Origin of the sequence: Sorangium sp. So ce295 (genome assembly GCF_051527405.1) — a bacterium.
Lineage (GTDB): Bacteria > Myxococcota_A > Polyangia > Polyangiales > Polyangiaceae > Sorangium > Sorangium cellulosum_B.
The window spans coordinates 1754869-1774586 of sequence record NZ_CP150324.1 but is presented as its reverse complement, the minus strand read 5'-3'; the positions used below and the strand labels follow the sequence as shown (position 1 = coordinate 1774586).

The following is a 19718-nucleotide window of genomic DNA, read 5'->3' as shown; positions in this document are numbered from 1 at the left end:
AGGCGTCGACCGCCGCCGGTGCTCGACGGACCTCCCCCATGGCGCTGGACAGCATCGGGGCCTTGCGGCGCAGCGCCGGTTCATGAGACCTTTCGTGGGGGAGACATGACAGGCGACGATCTCGACAGACCTGGTCCGGCGGCTTCGGTTGACCCATCGACGAGTTACTGGAAGGCATGCGAACTATCGTTGTTGACTGCGATACCGTCCAGACAGAAGGAGACTTCTGGTCCGCGTACGTCATTGCGGCAGAGCCGGAAGGTGCGGCGTACTTTGGTCGGAACCTTGACGCCTTCTGGGACGGCCTGAACGGCGGTCCTGGGTGGCCGGGTGAATGTGAGCTCAAGCTCGTCAACACACAGTCATTGCATCGGCTCCGCGATGGACAGTTTGTTCAAAGATTGCGCGACATCGCCAGTCGGTCCATCTTCGTGAAGGTCACACTCGAGTAGCCTTCTACCCCGCCATCCGGGCCGACGGCGTGCCGCCGCGGCGGAATGTCACAGGACCTGGTGTTGCAGGATCGCGGTGACGTCGTGGCGGTCGTCACACGCATCGGCCTTCGCGAGAGATGCTGCGCGGAGGCGGCGCCCTGCGCTCGATAGCACTGTTTCATTTCTCGAACGCCGCCGTTCCAGCCCGCTGCCTGGCGTCGCCCACGGTGTCGCTGCATACTGTGGACGTGATCCCGGCGCGGTTGCGGCGCGGGTCGGATGCGCCTGCCTCCGCACCTCGGGCTGCAGCGGGCTCATCATTTGGCACCGCCGGTGCACAGGGCATCACGGCGAATGGAACCTGCCCTCGCTGATCCGCCGCGGTGCTCCGGGCGCGTCCTCCCAGCGCGAGGATCGCGCGCGGGCGCTGCGGCTCTCGGGGGCTGGCGATTGCCGTGAAGGGAGACGACGTCGCGAGCGGCACGCGCCTCGCCGAACTCTGGACCCACGAGCGAATTGCAGAGCTCGACGAAAGCAAGGCCTGTTCCACTGACCGTGTGACTGGGATCAAATTGCCAATTCCATCTCAATCAGAGATATCCATGAAATGACACGATCGTTTACATGTTGACAGCGTTTTCGCTTCTGAGAATGATACCTCCGCACTGGCCGATGAAGCACGGAGCGGGCTCTTCATTACGGAGCCCACGGGGCATCTTTCGGCGTGACCAAGATGCACCCATGAGCCCCTGCGCCCGACCACGCGCTTGGCTTGGAAACATAAACCATCATAACAACACATTGGCGGACAAATGAACCACTTCTGTCACACGACGCCCATGGGCGTCCTGGTCTGCGGGCTTATCGCGGGAGGCATCTCGCTGAGCGCACCGGCTCAAGCTCAGACGGCGACGTTCGGAGTATACGAAGGAGAGACTTGCCCCGCAGGATACACGCCGTTGCTCCCAGTCGACGCGTTCTGGACGTTTCTCGCCCGCTGCGATGAGCTCCCCTATTCAGGAGTCTTTCGTATCGCGGACGGGAGTTCGATAGACGGCCCGTGGAACAACTGCCAGCAGCATGCCAACGACACCCGCGAGCTGGACTACATCCTCTGCAAACCCAACTACCAGCTCTTTGACATCGGCGGGACTACCTTTGCGGTAGTGAGAGGCGGAGAACAGTGCCTGGAAGGCTTCGAGCACGTGGATTTTGCTACCGCGTCCGCCTACTCCGATGAGATATGCACTCACGTCGGGTACTGGGGAATCGCGAGAATCGGTGGAGGGGGCTCCATTGACGGCGTAGGTTACGGTTGCGGCATCCGCGCGACCGACTCTCGCGAGCTCGGTGATGCCATCTGCGTAGAAATCGAGTAAATATCCCGAACCAGAGGCAGCTTGCGCGATCCCCACCAGCTTGGCAGGCAGGGTGCGCAGCAACCGAACCAGCTGCTTCGGATCGTACCCCTCGCACCGCGCGAACTTCTCGGCGCTCGATCCGCTCCGCTCCCATCGCCAGGAGGGATGCGGATCGGGTAGGTCGTCTATGTGAGCCAGCGCGAGCAGCGTAGCTGTACGGCGGGACGGCCGCTACGAGGAGCTTGACTTTCGAGCCACGCTGCGATTTTCTGGCCCCAAGTTCCGTCGAGGAGTGGGCACTTGGAAGGCGCGACAGCGACCGGCTTGCACAATGTGCACATCGAATGCCCGTTCACCGCGGGGAGCATCCAGCTGGCAGGCATTTCCCTGTGCGACAATTGTTTCTCGCGGCTTCCGTTCGGCGCGCGCAGGGGTGTTCCCGGTCTGCGACCTCTCACGGCGTGCGACACCTGTGGCCTGCCGCTCGCATCGCTCCTCGGTAAGCCGGTGCGGTTGGACGATGGGCGGTGGACGATTCGTTGCGACTGTGGGGACCTCCTGCGAGGCTCACACCGTCGCGGCGCATTGTTCGGCACCTGGGCTTTCGTGGGCGTGCTGCCATCGGTGGAGCTCAACGTCGGTGACGGGCTCATACCCGAGGCCGTCAGGAGCTCGAGTGACCTGGGAGCAACCTGGCGATCGACGGTGATGAGCGGGCTCGACGTGGCTGACCTCGTCAGGTGGCGCTCAGGCACCATCAACAGTCTGGAGTTCTCTGACGGATCGGCTCACAGGTTTTTGATCCAGTTCCGGCGGGAGAATCCCGCCAGCTGGGTCGCATACGGCGGCGCGGGTGTCGACGGCGCAGGCATGCTCCTCTGGGCGCCGCTCATGAGGGATCCCGAGCTTGAGCGGAGGATTGCAGCCATGCTCGACAGAGCGATTCGGTGGAGGCAATCGGCTCTGGCGAGCGGCAAGCAGGAAATGGTGGAGCCGCTTCGCGCCCTCGGAAACTTCTACGCGTATCTCTGCTGACATGTCCTGGAGCGACGGTCTGCTTGGTGCAGAGGTGGGCGGGAACCGCTGTAGTCTCGACGTGGGTACAGCTGCCCGGCGTCAGGCAGCTGTACCCACCTCGAGACTAGCAGTCGAAGACCCCGGCGCCCCGCTCGATCTCGCCGAACGGATCCATGAGCGCGCGCAGGATCAGGCGCGCCGGCGCGCTCTCGATGCCCCCCGCCGCATGCCAGGTCGCGTACCGGAGCTCGCCCAGGAGGACCCCAGCGAGCGGCGTGTAGACAAGATCGAGCGCCGAGGGCCGGACGCCGTTGGCCTCGTAGCCGTACTCCCAGAGGTGGGTGCCGGCGATGGCGAACGCGAGCGCGGCCGGGGCGCCGAAGCGGCATATCCGCGCCCTGAGGTACATCTCGCTCCCGAGCAGGCCGTGGCCGACCACGTTGATCGGCCACGGGTCGTGATCCCACCGGAAGGCGGGCTGAGCGGCGTCGAAGAGCGGCGGCTTCGTGAGCGCCTCGCCATAGTGGTATCCCCATCGCTCCGCGCGAAAGTCGGCGAAGGGCTCGGGCCACAGTACCGCCTCGACGCTGCGGGTCACCGTGAGCACGGTCAGCGTGTGCACGATCGGAGGCGCCCAGACGGGCTCCACGGCCTCGGCCGCGGCAACAGGCGGTGACGCCTGGGGCTCCTGCGTGGCAGGCACGCGCTCCAGCAAGGGGGTCGGGAAGCCAGGCGGAAAGGCGGACTCGGCCGGAGGAACCGCCGTGGTCCGGCCGGCGCACGCGGCGACGAGGACGGCGAGCGAAGCGGCAGTACACAGGCGGATCGGAGCCATCGGGGAGCGGCCGCGGCGCGCGGTGGGTGCGGCGACCAGACTCGAGTCTAGAGCGACCAGCGGGTCGAAGCCGCATGCAAACCGCAAGAAGTTGAGCCGCCAGGTCGCCAGGGACGCCAAGATTGTGGTGTCTTCCTGGTGACCTGGCGGCTCATCTGCATGTCTTCCTGACGACTCGGCGGCTCATCTGCATGTCTTCTTCGCGTGCTTGGCGTCCTTGGCGCTTTGGCGGCTCATTTCTCTGGTTTCCAAGCTGCTCAGCGCTCCAGCGCGACCGCGAGCCTCACAGCACCCCGCCTCGCCGCGGGCTCGCGTAGGCTCCCGCGCCATGGCCGACATCATGCTCATCACGGGCGGCAGCCGCGGGATCGGCGCCGCCACCGCGCTGCTCGCCGCGAGCCGAGGCTACACGGTCGCCGTGAGCTACCTGCGCGACGAGGACGCCGCGGCGAGGGTGGTCGACGAGATCCGCGCGCACGGCGGCGTCGCCCTCGCGATCGCGGCCGACGTGAGCCGCGAAGAGGACGTCGTGCGCCTGTTCCAGACCGTCGACCGCGACCTCGGCCCGATCGCGGCGCTCGTCAACAACGCGGGCGTGCTCGACCGGCAGGCGCGCCTCGAGGACATGAGCGCGGCGCGCGTGGAGCGCGTCCTCTCGACCAACGTCGTCGGCAGCTTCCTGTGCGCGCGCGAGGCGGTCCGGCGCATGTCGACGCTCCGCGGCGGCAGGGGAGGCGCCATCGTGAACGTCTCCTCGCGGGCGTCGCAGCTCGGCTCCCCGGGCGAGTACATCGACTACGCCGCCTCGAAGGCCGCCGTCGACACGCTCACGATCGGCCTCGCGAAGGAGGTCGCCGCCGAGGGCATCCGGGTCAACGCCGTGCGGCCGGGGATCATCGCGACCGACATCCACGCGAGCGGAGGCGATCCAGGGCGCGTCGAGCGGCTCCAGGCGAGCCTGCCGCTGGGCCGCGCCGGCAGCCCCGAGGAGGTCGCGCGCGCCATACTGTGGCTCGCCTCCAGCGAGTCCTCCTACTGCACCGGCTCCCTCCTGGACGTCGCCGGCGGCCGCTAGCACCGCCCGGCAGCCGTCCGGCCAGGGACACGCGACGTCGCTGCATCGCGCTGCCGGGGGCGAAGCCAGGGCGCTCGCGCGCTCGGCCTCAGAGGTCCATGAGGCAGTCGCAGCCGCACTGGACGGTGGCCTCCTGCTGGTTGTATTGCCGCGAGCCGAGAGCGCAGCCGGATTCTTCCCACGTGTCCGTGTCCGTCACCTCGTACGAGCACATCCCCGTGCCTGTCGTCTCGTCGTACCCGTTGAACTCGCAGATCTCACGACAGAGGATGTCCCAGACTTCCGGGTTGTCGTCCCGGATCGCCTCACACTCGTTCTCCGCGTGGGCCTCGAGCGCGTCGATCGCGCGGCTCTCGGCGTTCTTCTTCCGCCCGATGAGGGAACAGGACGAGCCGACGCCGTACGCCTCCATCTCGAACATCGACATGGCCACGGGGACGCAACCGAACCCTTGATATTCGTTCTCGATCGGGCTGGCGAGCGCCTCGACCTCCTCCACGTCGGTCCCCTGCGAACCTTCGAGCCCGCCGCAGCCTCCAGCCGAGGCAACCGACAGCATGAGCACGGACATCCCCACGATCTTCTTGAGCAGCATGAATGTCTCCTCCGTCAACGAGGTCACGGGTCTCGCGGATTGCGACTTCGATGCCAGCCCGTCCTCGCGGCGAGGACCCGCGCGATCTCCGCATGCGCGCGGTCTGCTCCTGCGTTTGGCGCTCGCGCGCCCGTCCTGCGACGCCGGGGGGCCTGCCACACCGACCGGGTGTGACAGGTGTCAGGTGTGGCAGGAGGTGACACGGCGATGGCCTGCATCGGCGTGCTCCTCGGAACGCGCCCGGACCAGCGGGCCGGATCGCGGACGAGCCCTGCTCGTACGGCGCGGTGGTGGGCGCGGCGCTCGCTCACGACGGGCGGTACCCGCATCCCTGGGGGACAGGCACTATCGCGGCGGCGACCCCGGCGGCGCGCCGGCCTCGCCCGCGCCGATCGCCTGCGTCACGACGGCCGCCAGCGTCCGCGCCGCGTCCCGGAGCGCGCCCTCGGAGTGCGCGCCGAACCCCAGGATGAGCCCGGGCGCGCGCGGCGCGCGGGCCGAAGCGCGCGCCGCCGTGACGCGCGAGAGCGGCTGCGCGTCGACGCCCCGCGCCGCGAGCGCCTGGACGATGGCGACGTCGTCCGCGCCCGCGGGCAGGTCGAGCGTCAGCACCGAGCCCCCCGCGGGCGCCCGCGCCCGGACCGCGCTCGGCAAGAGCAGCCCGAGCTCCGCGAGCACGAGGTCGCGCCGGCGCCGCGTCGCCTGCTTCAGCTTCCGGAGGTGGCGCGCGAAGTGGCCCTCGTCGATGAAGTCGGCGAGCGCGGCCTGCAGCAGGTAGGGGGGCGAGCGGGTCGACGCCGCGCGCACCATGGCCACGGCGCGCACCAGCGCGGGCGGCACGATCATGAAGCCGAGCCGCAGGCCCGGGAACAGCGAGCGGCTGAAGGTCCCCACGTGGATCACGCGATCCTTCACGCCCTCGAGGTCGAGGCTGAGGAGCGAGGGCAGCGGGGTGCCGTCGAACCGCAGCTCGCCCTCGTAGTCGATCTCGACGACCACGGCGCGCGCCCTGGCGGCCCAGGACAGGAGCTCGATGCGCCGCGGCAGCGTGAGCCGCGCCCCCGAGGGGAACGCGTAGGCAGGCGACACGAAGGCGACCCGCGCGCGCGGCGCGCCCCGACGTCGATGCGCGCCGGCGCGCACCCGGAGCCCGTCCTCGTCGACCGGGATCGGGACCGGCCGCGCGCCAGCCATGCGCACCGCCGCGCGGAGGGCCAGCGGCCCCGGGTCCTCCACCCAGGCGGCGTCGCCCGGGTCGAGCAGCGCGCGGCAGCACAGGTCCACCGCGGCCTGGGATCCCTCCGTGATGAACACCTGGTCGACCGTCGCGCGCACGCCGCGGGCCACCGCGATGTGGTGGAGCACGGCGCGCCGGAGCAGCGGCGCGCCCCGCGGATCGTGGTCGAGCGCGTCGGCCGCCGACATCGACCGGACGCGGCGCGCGAGGCACCGCTCGAAGATGCGCCACGGGAGCAGCTCGAGGTCCGGCAGGCCGACCCCGAACGGGCGCGACCGCGCGCGGCTGCCGAGGAGCGCGTCGAGCTTGTCGGGGGGCACCACCGCCGAGAGCCGCCGCGCGCTCTTCGACGTGCGCGGCGCGGCCGCCGCCGGCTGGACGCGGGCGGCGCCCTGCCACCCCGCGCGCGCCGGCACGTGCGCGACGACCGGCGCCCGACGAGGGCGCACCACGATGGTGCCGTCCGCGGCCAGCGCCTCGTACGCCGCCACCGCGGTGTTGCGCGACACGCCGAGCTCCCGCGCGAGCTCGCGGGACGACGGGAGCGGGTGATCGGGCTGGAGGACGCCGTCCAGCACGGCGCGGCGCAGCTGCTCGACCAGCTGGGCCGCCAGCGTCGCCGGCGCGCCGCGCTGCAGGTGGAGGAAGGCGTGGGCGGCGTGGGAGGTGGAGCGCGCTGGCACCATCGAAACCGGCTGATCTGGACCTTTCCAGGGTGCCAGATCCGGGGCACCGTGTCGACGAGGAGCCAGCCATGCCCACCGCCGACGACCTCAGGACGGTGTCGACCGCCCGCGAGCAGCCCACCGCCCCCGAGCGGCCCGCCGCTCCCCCGCGGCGGCCGCTCGAAGACGACAAGACGGGCGAGCTCTCGTCGCGCATCGCCCGCCGCGCGGCCGAGGCGCACGCCGGTCAGCCGATCGATCGGCTCCTCGCCGAGGACCTCCCGGGCAACGAGCTGACCACGCTCCTGCTCCATTGCCTGCGCCGGCGCGCGCTGCGGCGGAGCTTCGCCGACGTCCTCGACCACGCGGAGCGCGCGCCCATGACGCACGCCTCGACGGCGGACGCGCGGCGGCTGCACGCCCTCGACGCGGCGGCGTACGCCGCGGCGGCGGGCTTCGAGGCGGTGGATCTCGCCCCGATCGGGCCGCTCGGCGCCACGGCGTGCGCGGGCGTCGAGCCGAACAACGTGCTCGCGACGGTCCGCTTCGCCGAGGTCGCCGCGGACCCGACGACGGGGCTCGCGCTGCACGCCGCGCGGCGCCGGCGGGGGACCCGGGGCGGCGAGCCGCTGCGGTTCTGCGCGAGCCAGCGCGTCCTGCGGATGCAGCCCACGACCCAGCCGGGCTTCACGCCGCACTTCCGCCTGTTCGCCCTCGCGACGGCGGCCCGCTCCCCGGGCCGCGGCGAGGACGACGCGTGCGAGCGGCGCGCCCTGCTCGATCACCTCGTCGTCTGGGCGGACCTCGTCCGCGCGCTGCCTCACGCGGGCTTCCGCGCCGCGGGGCTGCGCGTCGTGCTCTCCGACACGTCGCTGGTCCGCGCGAGCCTCGGCGCGCGCGGCGTCGACGCGGACGCGATGGCGCGGCGGGCGAAGGCGCACGAGCCGGGGTCGACGGAGGCGGCCCTGCGCGAGGCCGGCGTCGATCTGCCGCGGCGCGCGGCGGATCTCGTGGGGGCCGCGCGGTCCCTCGGGCTCGGCCCCGAGCTCCTCGCGCGCGCCGAGCGCTGGGTCGCCGAGGTCAGCGAGCCGCTCGCCCGCGCACGCCCGGAGGTCGAGGTCGCCTACGACCTCGCGCGGCTGCAGGGGCTCGGCTACTACGCCGGGCCGTTCATCCAGCTCGTCGTCCGCCGGGACGACGGCCTCGAGCTCCCGCTCGGGGACGGCGGCGCCTTGCCGTGGCTCGGCGCGCTGCTCTCGAACCGCCGCGAGCGGATGGTCGCGACCGGCATCGGGAGCGAGATCCTCGTGAAGCTCTTCGATCGATCGGAGGCTCGGGCCGGCGAGGCTCGGCCGGAGGGAACGACGCCATGATCCTCGAGATGCCCGCGTTCACCCTGCGTCCCTGGGCGGCGGTCGACGTCGACGCGCTCGTCAAGAACGCGAACGACCGCCGCGTCTGGGCGAACCTCCGCGATCGCTTTCCGCACCCGTACACGCGCGACGACGCCGAGGGCTGGATCGCGCACTGCGCGGCGCGCGCGCGGCCCGGCGAGGCCCTGGCGATCGTGGTCGCCGGCGAGGCGGCCGGCGGCATCGGCCTCGAGCGCCTCGACGACGTGCACCGGAACACCGCGGAGCTCGGCTACTGGCTCGGCGCGGCCTACTGGGGGCGCGGGCTGGCGACCGAGGCGGTGATCGCGCTGACGCGGTACGGCTTCGAGCAGCTGGGCCTCGAGCGCATCCAGGCCGGCGTCTTCGACTGGAACGGGGCGTCCGCCCGCGTGCTCGAGAAGGCGGGTTACGCGCTCGAGGCGCGGATGCGCCGCCACGTCGTGAAGGACGGGCGGCTCGGCGACATGTTGCTCTACGCGCGCGTGTCGCCTCCCGCCGCGGGCGCGGGCGCCTCTGCCGCCGCGGGCGCCTCGTGCCCCGCCGCCTCGGCGATCGGGAGCGTGAAGTAGAACCGGGCGCCCTGCCCGACCTCGCTCTCCACCCAGATGCGGCCGCCGTGCGCGTCGACGATCCCCTTGGCGATGTAGAGCCCGAGGCCGGTGCCCTTCTTCCCGGGCGTCTCGTCCTTCCAGAACCGCTCGAAGATGCTCGTGAGGTTCTGGGGGGGGATCCCCGGCCCCGAGTCGAGGACGGCGAAGCGGGCCATCGCCCCGTCCCGGTCCACCGAGAGGGTCACCTGGCCGCTCTGGGGCGTGAATTTCAGGGCGTTGCCGAGGAGGTTCGACAGCACCTGGAGCACGCGCTCCCACTCCGCGCGGATCACGAGCCCGGGCTCCTTCAGAGATTGCTCGAACCGGACCTGCTTCGACTCGGAGAGCGGCCCGAACATCTCCATCGTCTCGTGCAGGAGATCCTCCACCGCGCACGGCTTCGGCGTCACCGAGAACCTGGAGGCTTGCATCGTCGTCACGTCGAGCATCGTCCTGATGAGGCGCTCCATCCGCAGCGAGACGTGCTCGATCGACTCCGCTTGCTGCCGTGTTCGCTCGGAGTCGGCGCCCCGCCGCAGCCACGCGGCCTTCAGCGCGATGGCGCCGAGCGGGTTGCGCAGATCGTGGGCCACGATGCCCATGAGCTCGTCGCGGGCCGCCAGCGCCAGGCGCGCGGCGTCGCGCGCCTCCCGCGCCTTGTGGTACGGGCCGCCGAGGAGCTTCGTGAAGTACCAGGCGATCCCCAGGCCGGCCAGCACCAGCAAGCCCAGCAGGCCCTCGAGCCACAGCGCCAGCCGGGCTCGCTCCGTCTTCGCGTCATCGTAGAGCTGCTTCAGGACGTCTTGCTTGTGCTCGACGAGGCGGGCGAGGGAGCCCTCGAGATCGCGGTGACGCGGCCTCAGCTCCTCGTCGAACCGGCGCACGAGCTCGCTCGTGTCGCCAGTCCGCGTCCGCTGCCGGGCGGCGAGCAGCTCTTCCTGCATCCGGACGAGGTGCCTGGCAGCCTGTTCGACCTCGGTCACCCGCTCGAGACCAACCGGGCTGAGCGCGTGGTCGCGAAGCGCGCCGACGTGCTCGTCGAAGCGTGCCCTGGCCCTCTTCGCCTGCTCGAGGAGCTCGGGATCACCGGAGATGAGGTAGCCCCTGCCGTGAGACACGATGAGCTCGCTGCTCCACCGGAGCCGCTCCACGAGCGTGATCTCGTGCTCCTTGGCGCGTAGCCGATCGATCTGAGCCTCGGCCACGGACGAGAAGCGCCGCACCGAGAACGCCATGCCGAGCGCCAGGAGCAGGGTGAGGATGGCGTAACCCATCCTCGCCGTGGCCTCGAAGCGCGTCCGCGTCGGAATGACCGAAGTTCCGTCCTCTCGACGGGCGTCGGCGGATCCGTGGGGCTGAGCCACTCCGCGAAAGCTAGACCGCGTTGCGCGAAGAGCAAGGCGCCCCGGCGCCGCACCGCACGGCGAGAAGCGCTCCGGCGGCGAGCGGGAGCGTGGCAGGACAACGCGCGACGAGCGGGGCGACTCGACCTGTCGCGTGGGGCCGAGGGCATCTCAAGGCCGCCGATGGATGACAAGCAAGCATTCCTCGGTGTAAAGAGTGTGCGTCATGACGGACCGCGAGGACGCCGGCCGCGTCCGCGGCGCGGCCGACCTCGATCTCCCTGGCCTGCGCCTCGCCGGCCGGGAGGCGGGCGCCGGCGCCCAGCGGCTCCTCGAGCGCGAGGTCCGCGGCCACGGGCTGCCGATCGAGCTCGCGCGCAAGCCGCACCTGCGGGTCGCCGGCCACCTCGACGTCGCGCGCGCCGTGGCGATGGGCGCGGCGGACACCGGCGTCGCGACGCGCGACGCGGCGATGGCGTTCGGGCTCGGCTTCGTGCCCCTGGCCGAGGAGCGCTACGACCTCGCGGTCCCGCGCGAGGGGCTCGATGACGGCAGGGTGCAGCGCCTGCTCGACGTCCTCGTCTCAGGGGAGTTCCGCCGTGAGCTCTCGGCGCTCGCCTACGACGCTCGGCAGGCGGGCGAGCGGGTCGCCGAGGTGCGAGCGGCATGACGGCGCAAACGGAGCCACGGAACGACGGAACCCAGGAACGACGGAACCCAGGAGTCTCCCCGATGAAGTACCCCCGACGACAGCTGGTGCGCGGCCTCCCCCTCCTGATCCTCGCGGCGTGCCTCGCCGTCCTCGGCGGCTGCGAGCGCCCTTCGCCGGCGTCCGCCCAGCGGGAGGACAGGCTCGTCGTCTTCGCCGCCGCCTCCCTCCGGGACGTGTTCACCGCGCTGGGAGAGGACTTCAAGCGCTCTTATCCGGGCGTCGAGGTCACGTTCAACTTCGCCGGCACGCAGGAGCTCCGCACGCAGCTCGAGCACGGCGCCGCGGCCGACGTGTTCGCCTCGGCGGATCAGCGCCACATGGACGAGCTCGTGAAATCCCAGCGCGCCGCGGGCCCCGTCGTCTTCGCGCGCAACGAGCCCGTCCTCGTCGTCGCGAGCGAGAGCGCCGCGACCGTCCGGGGGTTCGCCGACCTCCCCGCCGCGACCCGCATCGTCATCGGCACCCCCGAGGTCCCGATCGGCCGCTACACGCTGCAGATCCTCGATCGCGCGTCGGCCTCCCTGGGCGGGGATTTCCGCGCGCGCGTGGAGTCCAAGGTCGCCTCGCGCGAGCCCAACGCGCGGCAGGTGCTCGCCAAGGTGCGCCTCGGGGAAGCACAGGCGGGCGTGGTCTACAGGACGGACGCGCTGGCGGCGCAGGACGGCGTGGTCGTCGTGGCGATCCCGCCCGAGGTCAACGTCCTCGCCGAGTACCCGATCGCCGTCGTGTCCGGCGCCCCGCACCCCGGGCTCGCGCGCGCGTGGGTCGACCTCGTGACGTCGGAGGCCGGCCGGACGGCGCTGTGGCGCGCCGGCTTCCTTGTGCCTTCCGGCGGGGGCGCGCCCAGGTGAGCGGACGTCTCCGCGCGGAGCGGGTCGCCCTGGCCGCGGTCGGCGCGGTCCTCGTGGCCTTCCTGGCCGTCCCGATCCTGGCCTTGTTCGCGACGGCCACCGCGGGGGACGTCGCGCAGGGGCTCCGCCACCCCCTCGTGTGGCCCGCGCTGCGCCTGAGCCTCCTGACGACCTCCGCGAGCCTCGCCGTCGTGGTCGTCCTGGGGACGCCGCTCGCCTGGACGCTGGCGCGCTCGCGCGGGCGGCTCTCGCGCGCGGTCGAGGCGGTGGTGCAGCTGCCCATCGTCATCCCGCCCGCGGTCGCGGGCGTCGCGCTGCTGCTCGCGTTCGGCCGCCGCGGGCTCCTCGCCGGGTGGCTCTACCCCGCGGGGTGGTCCGTCTCGTTCACGACGGCGGCGGTCGTCGTCGCCGAGGTGTTCGTCTCGGCGCCGTTCTTCGTGCAGGCGGCGACCAGCGCGTTCCGGAGGGTCGACGCGCGGCTGCTCGTGGTGGCGCGGACCTTCGGCGCGTCGCCGCTCCGGGTGTTCTTCCGCGTGGCGCTGCCGCTCTCGGCCCCTGGGCTCGCCGCCGGGGCCGCGATGAGCTGGGCCCGCTCCCTCGGCGAGTTCGGCGCGACGCTCATGTTCGCCGGCAACCTGGAGGGGCGGACGCAGACGCTGCCGCTCGCCATCTACACGGCGCTCGAGTCGGACCTGCGCGCCGCGCAGGCGCTGTCGATGGTCCTTGTCGTCGTGGCATTCGCGCTGCTCCTGTTCGTGCGGGCCGTGCTGCGGCGCTCCACCGAGGCCGAGCGCCTCGAGGCGGCGCCGTGATGGCGGCGGAGCGCCTCCGCGCCCGCGTGACCGCGCGCGTCGGGCGCCTGCGCATCGAGGCCGAGCTCGACACCGGCGGCGGGTCGCTCGTCCTGGTGGGGCCGAACGGCGCCGGGAAGACGACGTTGCTCTCGCTCCTCCTGGGCGTCTTCCCCGTGGAGCGAGGGCGCGTGGAGGTCGGCGAGGCGGTGCTCCTCGACACGGCGGCCGGGATCGACGTGCCCGTCGAGCAGCGCGGGATCGGCTATGTGCCCCAGGACTACGCGCTGTTTCCGCACCTCAGCGTCCGTGAGAACGTCGCGTTCGCGGTGCGGAGCGATCCCGCGCGGCGGGGGCGCGCGGCCGGCGCCGAGGTCGTCGACGCCATGCTCGACGACCTCGGCATCGCCGCGCACGCGCACCGGCGGACGCAGGCGCTCTCCGGGGGCGAGAAGCAGCGCGTGGCGCTCGCGCGCGCGCTCTCCGTGAGCCCGCGGGCGCTGCTCCTCGACGAGCCGCTCGCCGCGCTCGACGTCCACTCGCGCCGCGAGGTCCGGGCGTTCCTCTCGGACTACCTGCGGACGCTCGCCATCCCCACCGTCGTCGTCACGCACGACGCGACGGACGCGCGGCTCCTGGGAGATCGCATCGCCGTCCTCGAGGCAGGGCGCGTGACGCAGGCCGGCACCTGGGAGGAGCTCTCCGCCCGACCGGCGTCGCCCTTCGTGGAGGAGTTCATCGCCTCGGCGCGCAGCGCCGGCGACGCGCCGCCCTCCCGGAGCGCGGATTCAGCCTGAAGATTCAGCAAGGAGCAGCGAAGACCCTCTGTCACGGCCGGATCTCCGGCCGCGAGGCCATCCGTCCGCCAGTCGCCACCCAGCGCGCAGTTGCCACCCAGCGCGATGATATTGAAAATGAGAATCATTCGCGTTACGGTCTCGCTCGGGAGGTCGACTTGTCAAACTCGAAGGACTGTCGTCACGAAACCCTCGCGTACAACGGCGTCGCGCACGTCCAGCGGTGCCTGGACTGCGGGGGTATCTCGATTCACCTCGGCCCCGTCTCCGTCCGGCTCGACGATTCCAGCCTGGAGGCGCTGTGGGCCGTGCTCGGAGAGGCCGCCGCGGAGCTCCACGCGCGCAGGACGACCGAGGTGATGAACGTGGTGAGGCGAGGTGTCGCGTGAGGGCCCGGGCGCTCGCGCGCGCGGCCTCGACGGCTCTTCCGCTGGAGGGGCCCTGGGGGACGTTCGGCGCGCGGGTCCGGGAGCTCGCGTGCGCGGCCATGGGGCGCCTTGGCCCGTGGGTCGCCGTGGCCGGCTGCGCGGCGATGTTCGGCTTCGTCGGCGCGTTCGTCGCCCTGAGCGCCGGCTGGATCGCGTGGCCTGGCTACCTGACGGCGGTGTCCGGGTCGCTGCTCATGTACGCCGCCTGCCTCGCGGTCGGGCACGCCGGTGATCCCGTCGCGCAGCGGCGCCGGCAGGGCGCCTCTCGCGCGTCAGCCCTCGACGCCGGCAGCGCTGCAGTCCTTGCAGATCCCGAGCAGCTCGTGGACGTGGCCCGTCAAGCGGAAGCCGAATCTCTCCGCGACATCGCGCTGAAGAACCTCGATCGCCTCGAACTCGAACTCCACGACCTTGCCGCAGCGTGTGCAGATCAGGTGGTCGTGATGTTCACGCTCGAACGCTCGCTCGTACCGCGCGCCGTCGCCCTTCGACACGAGCGTCATCTGGAGGAGCCCCGCTTCCACCAGGAGCGGCAGGACCCGGTAGACCGTGGCGGGGTGGGCATCGACGACGCCGCTCTCGCGGAGCTCCTTCAGCAGGTCGTCGACCGAGAAGTGCCCTCGCCTGAGGAGCGCCGCGCGCGCGATGGAGTCGCGGACCGACGACCCCTTCAGGCCGCGCTGCCGCACCGCGCGCCGCAGCCGCTCCAGCGCCCGCTCGAGGCCGGTCTCGTCTAGCGCGGGCGGCTGGGTCACTTGGCGCACGCGGGGAACTATACGAACCGTTCGCAAGATGGTCAACGCTGGCCCAGCACCTCGGCGGAGCTTGGGTCAGGACGTCGCCGATAAGCCGCTCCCTTATCGCGTTTCCCGTTTCCGCGGCGGAGGCGACGGCTCCTCGACCATCCGGCGCAGCCGCTCGAGCGCGCGATCCCAGCCTGCGGAGATGCCGTCGAGGAACACGCGGGCTTCCTCGATCCGCCGCGGCTCGAGCGCGTAGAGGACCTCGCGACCGCGCCGCTCGTGCGTCACGAGGCCCGCGCCCTCGAGCACCCGGAGGTGCTTCACGATGGCCTGTCGCGTCACCTTCGCTCCGTCGGAGAGCGCGGTCGCCGACAGCGCCCCTCCGGCCCCGAGCCGGGACACCACCGACAGCCGCGTCCCGTCGCCGAGGGCGAAGAAGACGTCGGCGACCGCCGGTTCACATGCTTTCGACATACTTCGCGATGTTCTCGGCCTGAGCGGCCCATCCCCCCTCGTTCATGCGGAACGCGCGCTCGCGCCGATGCGCTGGCACACGGTCGAAGCCGGACTCCACGATGGTAAGCAGGGTGCCTTCAGCGACCCCCTCGAGGCGGAACTCGACGAGCGTCGTCGGCTCGTTGTCCGGGTCGGCCTCGGCGTCGATGCCATACGGGATCCAGCGAAAGCTGAAGTACCGCTCCGGCTCGATGCGCTCCACCGTGCAGAACACCGCGCCCTTCTCGGGGAGCTTCACCTTCGAGGGCCGGAGACCGCGGCTCTTCTGGTAGTCCATGATGGCGGCTTCGTTGAGCCCCTCATCGAAGATGCCAGTGAGCGTCTTGCCCGCGACGAACTCGCCCACGAGCTCGATCCCGAACCAGCGCCCGAACTCCCGGGCGTCGGCGATCGCCCGCCACACGCGTGACACGGGCGCGCGCAGCGTGACCCGCTTCTCGATCCTGTCCGTCGATGCCATGTGCAACCTCCTGGATGCACAATAACGAGCCGCTCAGCGAAGTGCAACCATTTGATTGCACATCGCCCTTCGCTTGACTTCCGGCTGTCGATCCACAACCATATGGTTGTGGATTCGCTGAGCACGACCCTGGCCGCCCTGAGCGACGCCACCCGGCGCGCGATCCTCGTGCGGCTCAAGACGGGGCCTGCGTCGGTGCACGAGCTGGCGCAGCCGTTTCAGATCTCGCAACAGGCCATCTCCAAGCACCTGGCAACCCTGGAACGAGCGGGTCTGATCGAGAAGCGGCGCGACGGGCGGCAGCACGTTTGCCAGCTCAATCCCGCGCCGATGCGGGAGGTGGCGAGCTGGGTCGAGCAGTACCGGCAGCACTGGGACGAGGCGTTCGGCCGCCTGGACGACCTCCTGCACGAGCTGCATCCGCCAAAGAAAGGGTGATCACGTCACGATGCAATTCTCTCAAACCCCTCATGAGCCCACGGTCCTCATCGAGCGCACGTTCGATTTTCCGCGCGACGCGGTGTTCGATGCGTGGACGAACCCCGACCTGCTGGCGCGCTGGTTCGCGCCGCGGGGGTGCACCATCCGCTTCGCGCGGATCGACGTCCGGCCGGGAGGGGGCTTCCACTCGTGCATCCACAACCCGCAGTTCGGCGATTGCTGGACCGTCGGTGTCTACCGCGAGGTCGTGCGGCCGGAGCGGCTCGCGTTCACCATGCGGATCGCTGACGCGAACGGGAATCCCGTCTCCTCCGAGAGCCAGGGGCACGATCGGGACTGGCCCGAGGAGACGCTCGTGTCGATCACCTTCACCGAGCGAAACGGGCGGACGCTCGTGAGGCTCGAGCAGAACGTGAGCGAGGCGCTCGCTCGCCGGACCGGCGCGCACCCGAGCTGGCTCCAGATGCTGGACGCGCTCGGCGAGGAGCTGGCGAGGGGCACGCAGAGGCCTGGCTGAACATCGATCCGGCTGATTTTGCGAGAATCTCGGGCGCTCCGATGGAACGCGCGACGGTCTCGCCGACCATGACCACTTGCAGACACGAACCGCTCGCCGACACGCGAAGCAGCAAGGCCACCATGACGACACCGATCCTCTACGCCCACCCCTTCTCGTCCTACTCCCAGAAGGCCTTCATCGCCTTCCATGAAAAGGACGTCCCTTTCGAGCTGCGCCTGCTGGAGCCTTCCAACCCGCAGGCCGGCGTCGAGCTGGCGGCGCTCTGGCCGCTCGGCAAGTTCCCCGTGCTCCGGGTCGGTGATCTCGCCCTGTGGGAGGCGACCATCGTTGTCGAGTGGCTCGACCAGACGCATCCGGATCCTGCCCGCCTGATCCCGCCCGATCCGGACGCCGCGCTCCAGGTGCGGATGTTCGATCGCATCTTCGACAACTACGTCATGAATAAGATGCAGGTCATCGTGAACAACCGCATCCGCGAGATGCAGTCCAACCCGCGCGATGAGTACGGGGAGGTCCAGGCCCGCGCCGCCCTGGACAAGGTCTACGCCTGGCTCGACGGCGAGCTCGCCGGCCGCACCTGGGCGACAGGCGACGCCTTCACCCTCGCCGACTGCGCCGCCGCCCCGTCGCTGTTCTACGCCGACTGGGTCCACCCCTTCGACGACCGCCCGAACCTGCGCGCCTACTACCGCCGCCTGCGCGAGCGCCCGTCCGTCGATCGCGCCGTGGAGGGCGGCCGACCCTATCGCCACTACTTCCCCGGCGGCGCGCCAACCGATCGCGACTAGCTCCAGAGCGCTGGCGCAATGCGCTGATGCAGATCTCCGGGCCAACCTGCAAGACGCACCCGCGTCCTCGCAGGCTTCGGGCTCGCTGCGCCTGCGCACGCCGGGATGTGGCCGGACACCGCTACGGGCGGATCGCCAGCAGCTCGGCGGCCTGATTCGGCACCGCGGTCGCCATCATGTCGATGAGCATCCGGGGCTCCGCGGCGCCGAGCGCGCCGAGCTTCCGGAGCTCCTGGGTGCGGCTCATGAGCCACAACAGGCCGGTGGTGAGCGTGCGCGGCAGACGGCTGAGCAGCGCCACCACGGTGGGCTCGATGGCGTGGCCCAGGCCGCGCACGATGTGAAACCCCTGGGCGAGCGCGGCGGCGTAGCGGCGCGCCTCACGCCATGTGATGCCGGCGTTCCGGTGCGCCACGACGACGCCGATCGACATGAGGGGGATCACCATGGCGGCGTGCGAGCGCAACCATGCGTGCATATCGGCGCTGGTCACGGTCGGGATCCCTGCAGCGCCGAACACCTTCGCCCAGGCCGCATCCCCCACGGTGGTGCCGGGCAGGATGCGCCTCCGCAGCTTGCCGTCGATGAGATGCGCCAGCACGCCGCCGGGGAAGCCGAACGAGAAGCGCTCGGCGCCCACCGCGTCCCGCAGTCGATCCAGCGGCTCGAAGGTGTTGAACATGAACATGATGTGTTTCGCGGCGCTCTGTCGCAGCACGGGTAAGACGCTGTCGACCTGAGGCGCCAGCACCGTCACGAGCACGAGATCGTACGGGACGCTCGGGTCGAGCGTGCCGGCGACGGCCACAGCTGCGCGAGCACCATCGGTCATAACAATGGCGCGGTCTTCCCGCAGGCGCTCCAGCCGCGCGCCGCGCGCGACGGCCGTGACCTCGTGGCCGGCTTTCGCCAGCTGGTAAGCGAATGTACTGCCGATGGCTCCTGTACCAAGCACTGCCATTTTCATGGGAGACAGCATAACCGGCGCCGCACGACGGAGGTTTTGCGCTGGGACAAAACGGTTTTGCGTGGACGAAGATCCGCCGAGATGGCAGGGTCGTCCCATGGACTGGGACGATTGTCGTGTGCTGCTCGAGGTCCACCGCCGCGGGAGCTTCCTCGCGGCCGGGCAGCGCCTCGGCATGTCGGCCTCCACGGTCATGCGGCGCGTCTCGACGCTCGAGCGCGCGCTCGGGCGCTCCGTCGTCCACCGGACGAGCCACGGGGTGCGGCTAGAGCGCGAGGCCCTCGCGCTCGTGAACATCGCCGCCGGGTTCGAGCAAGCGCTCGGGGCGCACGATCGTGAACGAGCCGGCACCGTGCGCCTCTCCGTGCCGGAGGGGTTTGGCGCCGTGGCAGCCCAGGCGGCGCGGCGATGCTGGGAGCAGGACCGGACGACCATCGTCGAGGTGTCTGTCGAGTCGCGGCTGGTGGATCTGGCGGAGCGCGAGGCCGACATCGGGCTCCGCGGGGGTCGTTCGGCCTCGAACGTGCTCATCGAGAAGCGCGTCGGCGAGGTCAGGCCGGCTCTGTACGCGAGCGCCGCTTACCTGGCAGCGCATCTGCCCGGACGCCTGGTCACGCGAGAGGACTACGCAGGCCAGCGCTTCATCGTCGATGAGCGGATCACCCAGGGACTCGGCCCCTTCCACTGGCTCGTGGAGCGCGGCGCGCAGAACTTCCCGCTTCGTTCAAACGCCGTGGAGACGCGGATCGAGGCAGCGCGAGCGGGCATGGGCATCGTGGTGCACGGGGCCGGCGTCGATCTTCCGGGTCTGGAGCCCGTGGCGCTCGACGCCGCGGGTCCGTCGGTCCCGTTCTACGTCGTGATGCATCGAGAGCTGCGCCAGGTGCCGCGCATGCGCGCGATGGCGAGGGCGCTCGGCGAGCTGTTCGCGGAGTACACGACCACGGCCACCGCTCGCGGATGACAGCGGGCCCTCGCGCCGCTCCAGCGTGCCGATCGGCGCGACGGCGGGATCGTGCTGCAGGCGCCGCCGGTCCGTGCCCGTGCCCGCCGGTGCCCGAGTCGTGGCAGGGCGGGCGCAGCGACGCTTGACAGCCTAGGACGATCGTCCTACTAGATCGACTCTCGGCGGCAGCGACAGCGGCCATCCGGCGAGGC

23 protein-coding genes are annotated in these 19718 nt (G+C 71.0%); 15 read left to right on the top strand and 8 right to left on the bottom strand.

Going from position 1 to position 19718, the window contains the following annotated elements:
- Positions 1–176: 176 nt before the first annotated feature.
- The 3 genes from WMF11_RS06730 (at position 177) to WMF11_RS06720 (ending at position 2830) form a co-directional block, all read left to right on the top strand.
- Positions 177–452 (top strand): barstar family protein, encoded by a 276-nt coding sequence (locus WMF11_RS06730; protein WP_437976849.1) that lies wholly within the window; start codon positions 177–179, stop codon positions 450–452.
- A gap of 821 nt (positions 453–1273) precedes the next feature.
- Positions 1274–1813: a hypothetical protein gene (locus WMF11_RS06725; protein ID WP_437907608.1), complete on the top strand. Its 540-nt coding sequence runs from the start codon at positions 1274–1276 to the stop codon at positions 1811–1813.
- Between the two features lie 606 nt (positions 1814–2419).
- Positions 2420–2830 (top strand): hypothetical protein, encoded by a 411-nt coding sequence (locus tag WMF11_RS06720; protein WP_437976848.1) that lies wholly within the window; start codon positions 2420–2422, stop codon positions 2828–2830.
- Positions 2831–2936: 106 nt separating this feature from the next.
- Here WMF11_RS06720 and WMF11_RS06715 read toward each other — a convergent pair whose 3' ends face one another.
- Complete coding sequence (locus tag WMF11_RS06715) at positions 2937–3647, bottom strand: DUF3943 domain-containing protein (protein WP_437976847.1); 711 nt, start codon at positions 3645–3647, stop codon at positions 2937–2939.
- Between the two features lie 328 nt (positions 3648–3975).
- Between WMF11_RS06715 and WMF11_RS06710 the strand changes: the two genes are divergently transcribed.
- Complete coding sequence (locus WMF11_RS06710; RefSeq protein WP_437976846.1) at positions 3976–4722, top strand: SDR family oxidoreductase; 747 nt, start codon at positions 3976–3978, stop codon at positions 4720–4722.
- Between the two features lie 88 nt (positions 4723–4810).
- Here the strand turns inward: WMF11_RS06710 and WMF11_RS06705 are convergent, their stop codons facing one another.
- Together WMF11_RS06705 and WMF11_RS06700 are read right to left on the bottom strand one after the other, a co-directional pair.
- A complete protein-coding gene (locus WMF11_RS06705) occupies positions 4811–5317 on the bottom strand; it encodes a hypothetical protein (RefSeq protein WP_437907604.1) in 507 nt (168 codons plus the stop codon).
- A 345-nt stretch (positions 5318–5662) separates the two neighbouring features.
- A complete protein-coding gene (locus tag WMF11_RS06700; RefSeq protein WP_437976845.1) occupies positions 5663–7240 on the bottom strand; it encodes a PLP-dependent aminotransferase family protein in 1578 nt (525 codons plus the stop codon).
- 68 nt (positions 7241–7308) lie between these two features.
- Between WMF11_RS06700 and WMF11_RS06695 the strand changes: the two genes are divergently transcribed.
- Together WMF11_RS06695 and WMF11_RS06690 are read left to right on the top strand one after the other, a co-directional pair.
- A complete protein-coding gene (locus tag WMF11_RS06695; RefSeq protein ID WP_437976844.1) occupies positions 7309–8592 on the top strand; it encodes a hypothetical protein in 1284 nt (427 codons plus the stop codon).
- Positions 8589–9182 (top strand): GNAT family N-acetyltransferase, encoded by a 594-nt coding sequence (locus WMF11_RS06690; protein WP_437976843.1) that lies wholly within the window; start codon positions 8589–8591, stop codon positions 9180–9182. The genes WMF11_RS06695 and WMF11_RS06690 overlap by 4 nt, the downstream gene beginning before the upstream one ends.
- Here the strand turns inward: WMF11_RS06690 and WMF11_RS06685 are convergent.
- Positions 9086–10477, bottom strand: coding sequence for a sensor histidine kinase (locus WMF11_RS06685; protein WP_437976842.1), 1392 nt, complete (start codon positions 10475–10477; stop codon positions 9086–9088). The two genes, WMF11_RS06690 and WMF11_RS06685, sit on opposite strands and share 97 nt — an antisense overlap.
- A gap of 295 nt (positions 10478–10772) precedes the next feature.
- On the opposite strand from WMF11_RS06685, the gene WMF11_RS06680 reads away from it, so the two are divergent.
- The 5 genes from WMF11_RS06680 (at position 10773) to WMF11_RS06660 (ending at position 14086) form a co-directional block, all read left to right on the top strand.
- Positions 10773–11216, top strand: a complete 444-nt coding sequence (locus WMF11_RS06680; protein WP_437976841.1) for a substrate-binding domain-containing protein — start codon at positions 10773–10775, stop codon at positions 11214–11216.
- 62 nt (positions 11217–11278) lie between these two features.
- Entirely contained in the window at positions 11279–12109 is an 831-nt protein-coding gene (gene modA, locus WMF11_RS06675) for a molybdate ABC transporter substrate-binding protein (RefSeq protein ID WP_437976840.1), read from the top strand.
- On the top strand, positions 12106–12921 hold the full coding sequence (locus WMF11_RS06670; protein ID WP_437976839.1) for an ABC transporter permease: 816 nt from the start codon (positions 12106–12108) through the stop codon (positions 12919–12921). Before modA ends, WMF11_RS06670 begins: the two co-directional genes overlap by 4 nt.
- Positions 12921–13697, top strand: coding sequence for an ABC transporter ATP-binding protein (locus WMF11_RS06665; RefSeq protein ID WP_437976838.1), 777 nt, complete (start codon positions 12921–12923; stop codon positions 13695–13697). Before WMF11_RS06670 ends, WMF11_RS06665 begins: the two co-directional genes overlap by 1 nt.
- A gap of 158 nt (positions 13698–13855) precedes the next feature.
- Positions 13856–14086: a hypothetical protein gene (locus WMF11_RS06660; RefSeq protein WP_437550225.1), complete on the top strand. Its 231-nt coding sequence runs from the start codon at positions 13856–13858 to the stop codon at positions 14084–14086.
- A gap of 311 nt (positions 14087–14397) precedes the next feature.
- On the opposite strand, the gene WMF11_RS06655 is transcribed toward WMF11_RS06660, so the two are convergent.
- The 3 genes from WMF11_RS06655 to WMF11_RS06645 form a co-directional block, all read right to left on the bottom strand.
- On the bottom strand, positions 14398–14889 hold the full coding sequence (locus WMF11_RS06655) for a Fur family transcriptional regulator (protein WP_437976837.1): 492 nt from the start codon (positions 14887–14889) through the stop codon (positions 14398–14400).
- 93 nt (positions 14890–14982) lie between these two features.
- Positions 14983–15342, bottom strand: a complete 360-nt coding sequence (locus WMF11_RS06650; RefSeq protein WP_437976836.1) for an ArsR/SmtB family transcription factor — start codon at positions 15340–15342, stop codon at positions 14983–14985.
- On the bottom strand, positions 15326–15844 hold the full coding sequence (locus tag WMF11_RS06645) for an SRPBCC family protein (RefSeq protein ID WP_437976835.1): 519 nt from the start codon (positions 15842–15844) through the stop codon (positions 15326–15328). Before WMF11_RS06645 ends, WMF11_RS06650 begins: the two co-directional genes overlap by 17 nt.
- 108 nt (positions 15845–15952) lie before the next feature.
- On the opposite strand from WMF11_RS06645, the gene WMF11_RS06640 reads away from it, so the two are divergent.
- The 3 genes from WMF11_RS06640 to WMF11_RS06630 all read left to right on the top strand — a co-directional run bounded on the left by WMF11_RS06640 (position 15953) and on the right by WMF11_RS06630 (position 17593).
- Positions 15953–16282, top strand: coding sequence for an ArsR/SmtB family transcription factor (locus WMF11_RS06640; protein ID WP_437744628.1), 330 nt, complete (start codon positions 15953–15955; stop codon positions 16280–16282).
- Between the two features lie 10 nt (positions 16283–16292).
- Positions 16293–16802 (top strand): SRPBCC family protein, encoded by a 510-nt coding sequence (locus WMF11_RS06635; RefSeq protein ID WP_437907591.1) that lies wholly within the window; start codon positions 16293–16295, stop codon positions 16800–16802.
- A 122-nt stretch (positions 16803–16924) separates the two neighbouring features.
- Positions 16925–17593, top strand: a complete 669-nt coding sequence (locus WMF11_RS06630; RefSeq protein ID WP_437976834.1) for a glutathione S-transferase family protein — start codon at positions 16925–16927, stop codon at positions 17591–17593.
- A gap of 121 nt (positions 17594–17714) precedes the next feature.
- On the opposite strand, the gene WMF11_RS06625 is transcribed toward WMF11_RS06630, so the two are convergent.
- The gene (locus tag WMF11_RS06625; RefSeq protein ID WP_437976833.1) at positions 17715–18572 is read right to left on the bottom strand and encodes a ketopantoate reductase family protein; all 858 of its coding nucleotides are present in this window, start codon (positions 18570–18572) and stop codon (positions 17715–17717) included.
- An 85-nt stretch (positions 18573–18657) separates the two neighbouring features.
- Between WMF11_RS06625 and WMF11_RS06620 the strand changes: the two genes are divergently transcribed.
- Positions 18658–19524: a LysR family transcriptional regulator gene (locus WMF11_RS06620; protein ID WP_437976832.1), complete on the top strand. Its 867-nt coding sequence runs from the start codon at positions 18658–18660 to the stop codon at positions 19522–19524.
- The last annotated feature ends 194 nt before the right edge of the window (positions 19525–19718 follow it).

Coding starts and splice junctions, on each gene's coding strand:
- WMF11_RS06650 (WP_437976836.1), bottom strand. CDS start 15,342: ATGTCGAAAGCATGTGAACCGGCGGTCGCCGACGTCTTCTTCGCCCTC.
- WMF11_RS06630 (WP_437976834.1), top strand. CDS start 16,925: ATGACGACACCGATCCTCTACGCCCACCCCTTCTCGTCCTACTCCCAG.
- WMF11_RS06690 (WP_437976843.1), top strand. CDS start 8,589: ATGATCCTCGAGATGCCCGCGTTCACCCTGCGTCCCTGGGCGGCGGTC.
- WMF11_RS06730 (WP_437976849.1), top strand. CDS start 177: ATGCGAACTATCGTTGTTGACTGCGATACCGTCCAGACAGAAGGAGAC.
- modA (WP_437976840.1), top strand. CDS start 11,279: ATGAAGTACCCCCGACGACAGCTGGTGCGCGGCCTCCCCCTCCTGATC.
- WMF11_RS06710 (WP_437976846.1), top strand. CDS start 3,976: ATGGCCGACATCATGCTCATCACGGGCGGCAGCCGCGGGATCGGCGCC.
- WMF11_RS06715 (WP_437976847.1), bottom strand. CDS start 3,647: ATGGCTCCGATCCGCCTGTGTACTGCCGCTTCGCTCGCCGTCCTCGTC.
- WMF11_RS06680 (WP_437976841.1), top strand. CDS start 10,773: ATGACGGACCGCGAGGACGCCGGCCGCGTCCGCGGCGCGGCCGACCTC.
- WMF11_RS06725 (WP_437907608.1), top strand. CDS start 1,274: ATGGGCGTCCTGGTCTGCGGGCTTATCGCGGGAGGCATCTCGCTGAGC.
- WMF11_RS06705 (WP_437907604.1), bottom strand. CDS start 5,317: ATGCTGCTCAAGAAGATCGTGGGGATGTCCGTGCTCATGCTGTCGGTT.
- WMF11_RS06635 (WP_437907591.1), top strand. CDS start 16,293: ATGCAATTCTCTCAAACCCCTCATGAGCCCACGGTCCTCATCGAGCGC.
- WMF11_RS06625 (WP_437976833.1), bottom strand. CDS start 18,572: ATGCTGTCTCCCATGAAAATGGCAGTGCTTGGTACAGGAGCCATCGGC.
- WMF11_RS06645 (WP_437976835.1), bottom strand. CDS start 15,844: ATGGCATCGACGGACAGGATCGAGAAGCGGGTCACGCTGCGCGCGCCC.
- WMF11_RS06665 (WP_437976838.1), top strand. CDS start 12,921: ATGGCGGCGGAGCGCCTCCGCGCCCGCGTGACCGCGCGCGTCGGGCGC.
- WMF11_RS06685 (WP_437976842.1), bottom strand. CDS start 10,477: ATGGGTTACGCCATCCTCACCCTGCTCCTGGCGCTCGGCATGGCGTTC.
- WMF11_RS06695 (WP_437976844.1), top strand. CDS start 7,309: ATGCCCACCGCCGACGACCTCAGGACGGTGTCGACCGCCCGCGAGCAG.
- WMF11_RS06620 (WP_437976832.1), top strand. CDS start 18,658: ATGGACTGGGACGATTGTCGTGTGCTGCTCGAGGTCCACCGCCGCGGG.
- WMF11_RS06700 (WP_437976845.1), bottom strand. CDS start 7,240: ATGGTGCCAGCGCGCTCCACCTCCCACGCCGCCCACGCCTTCCTCCAC.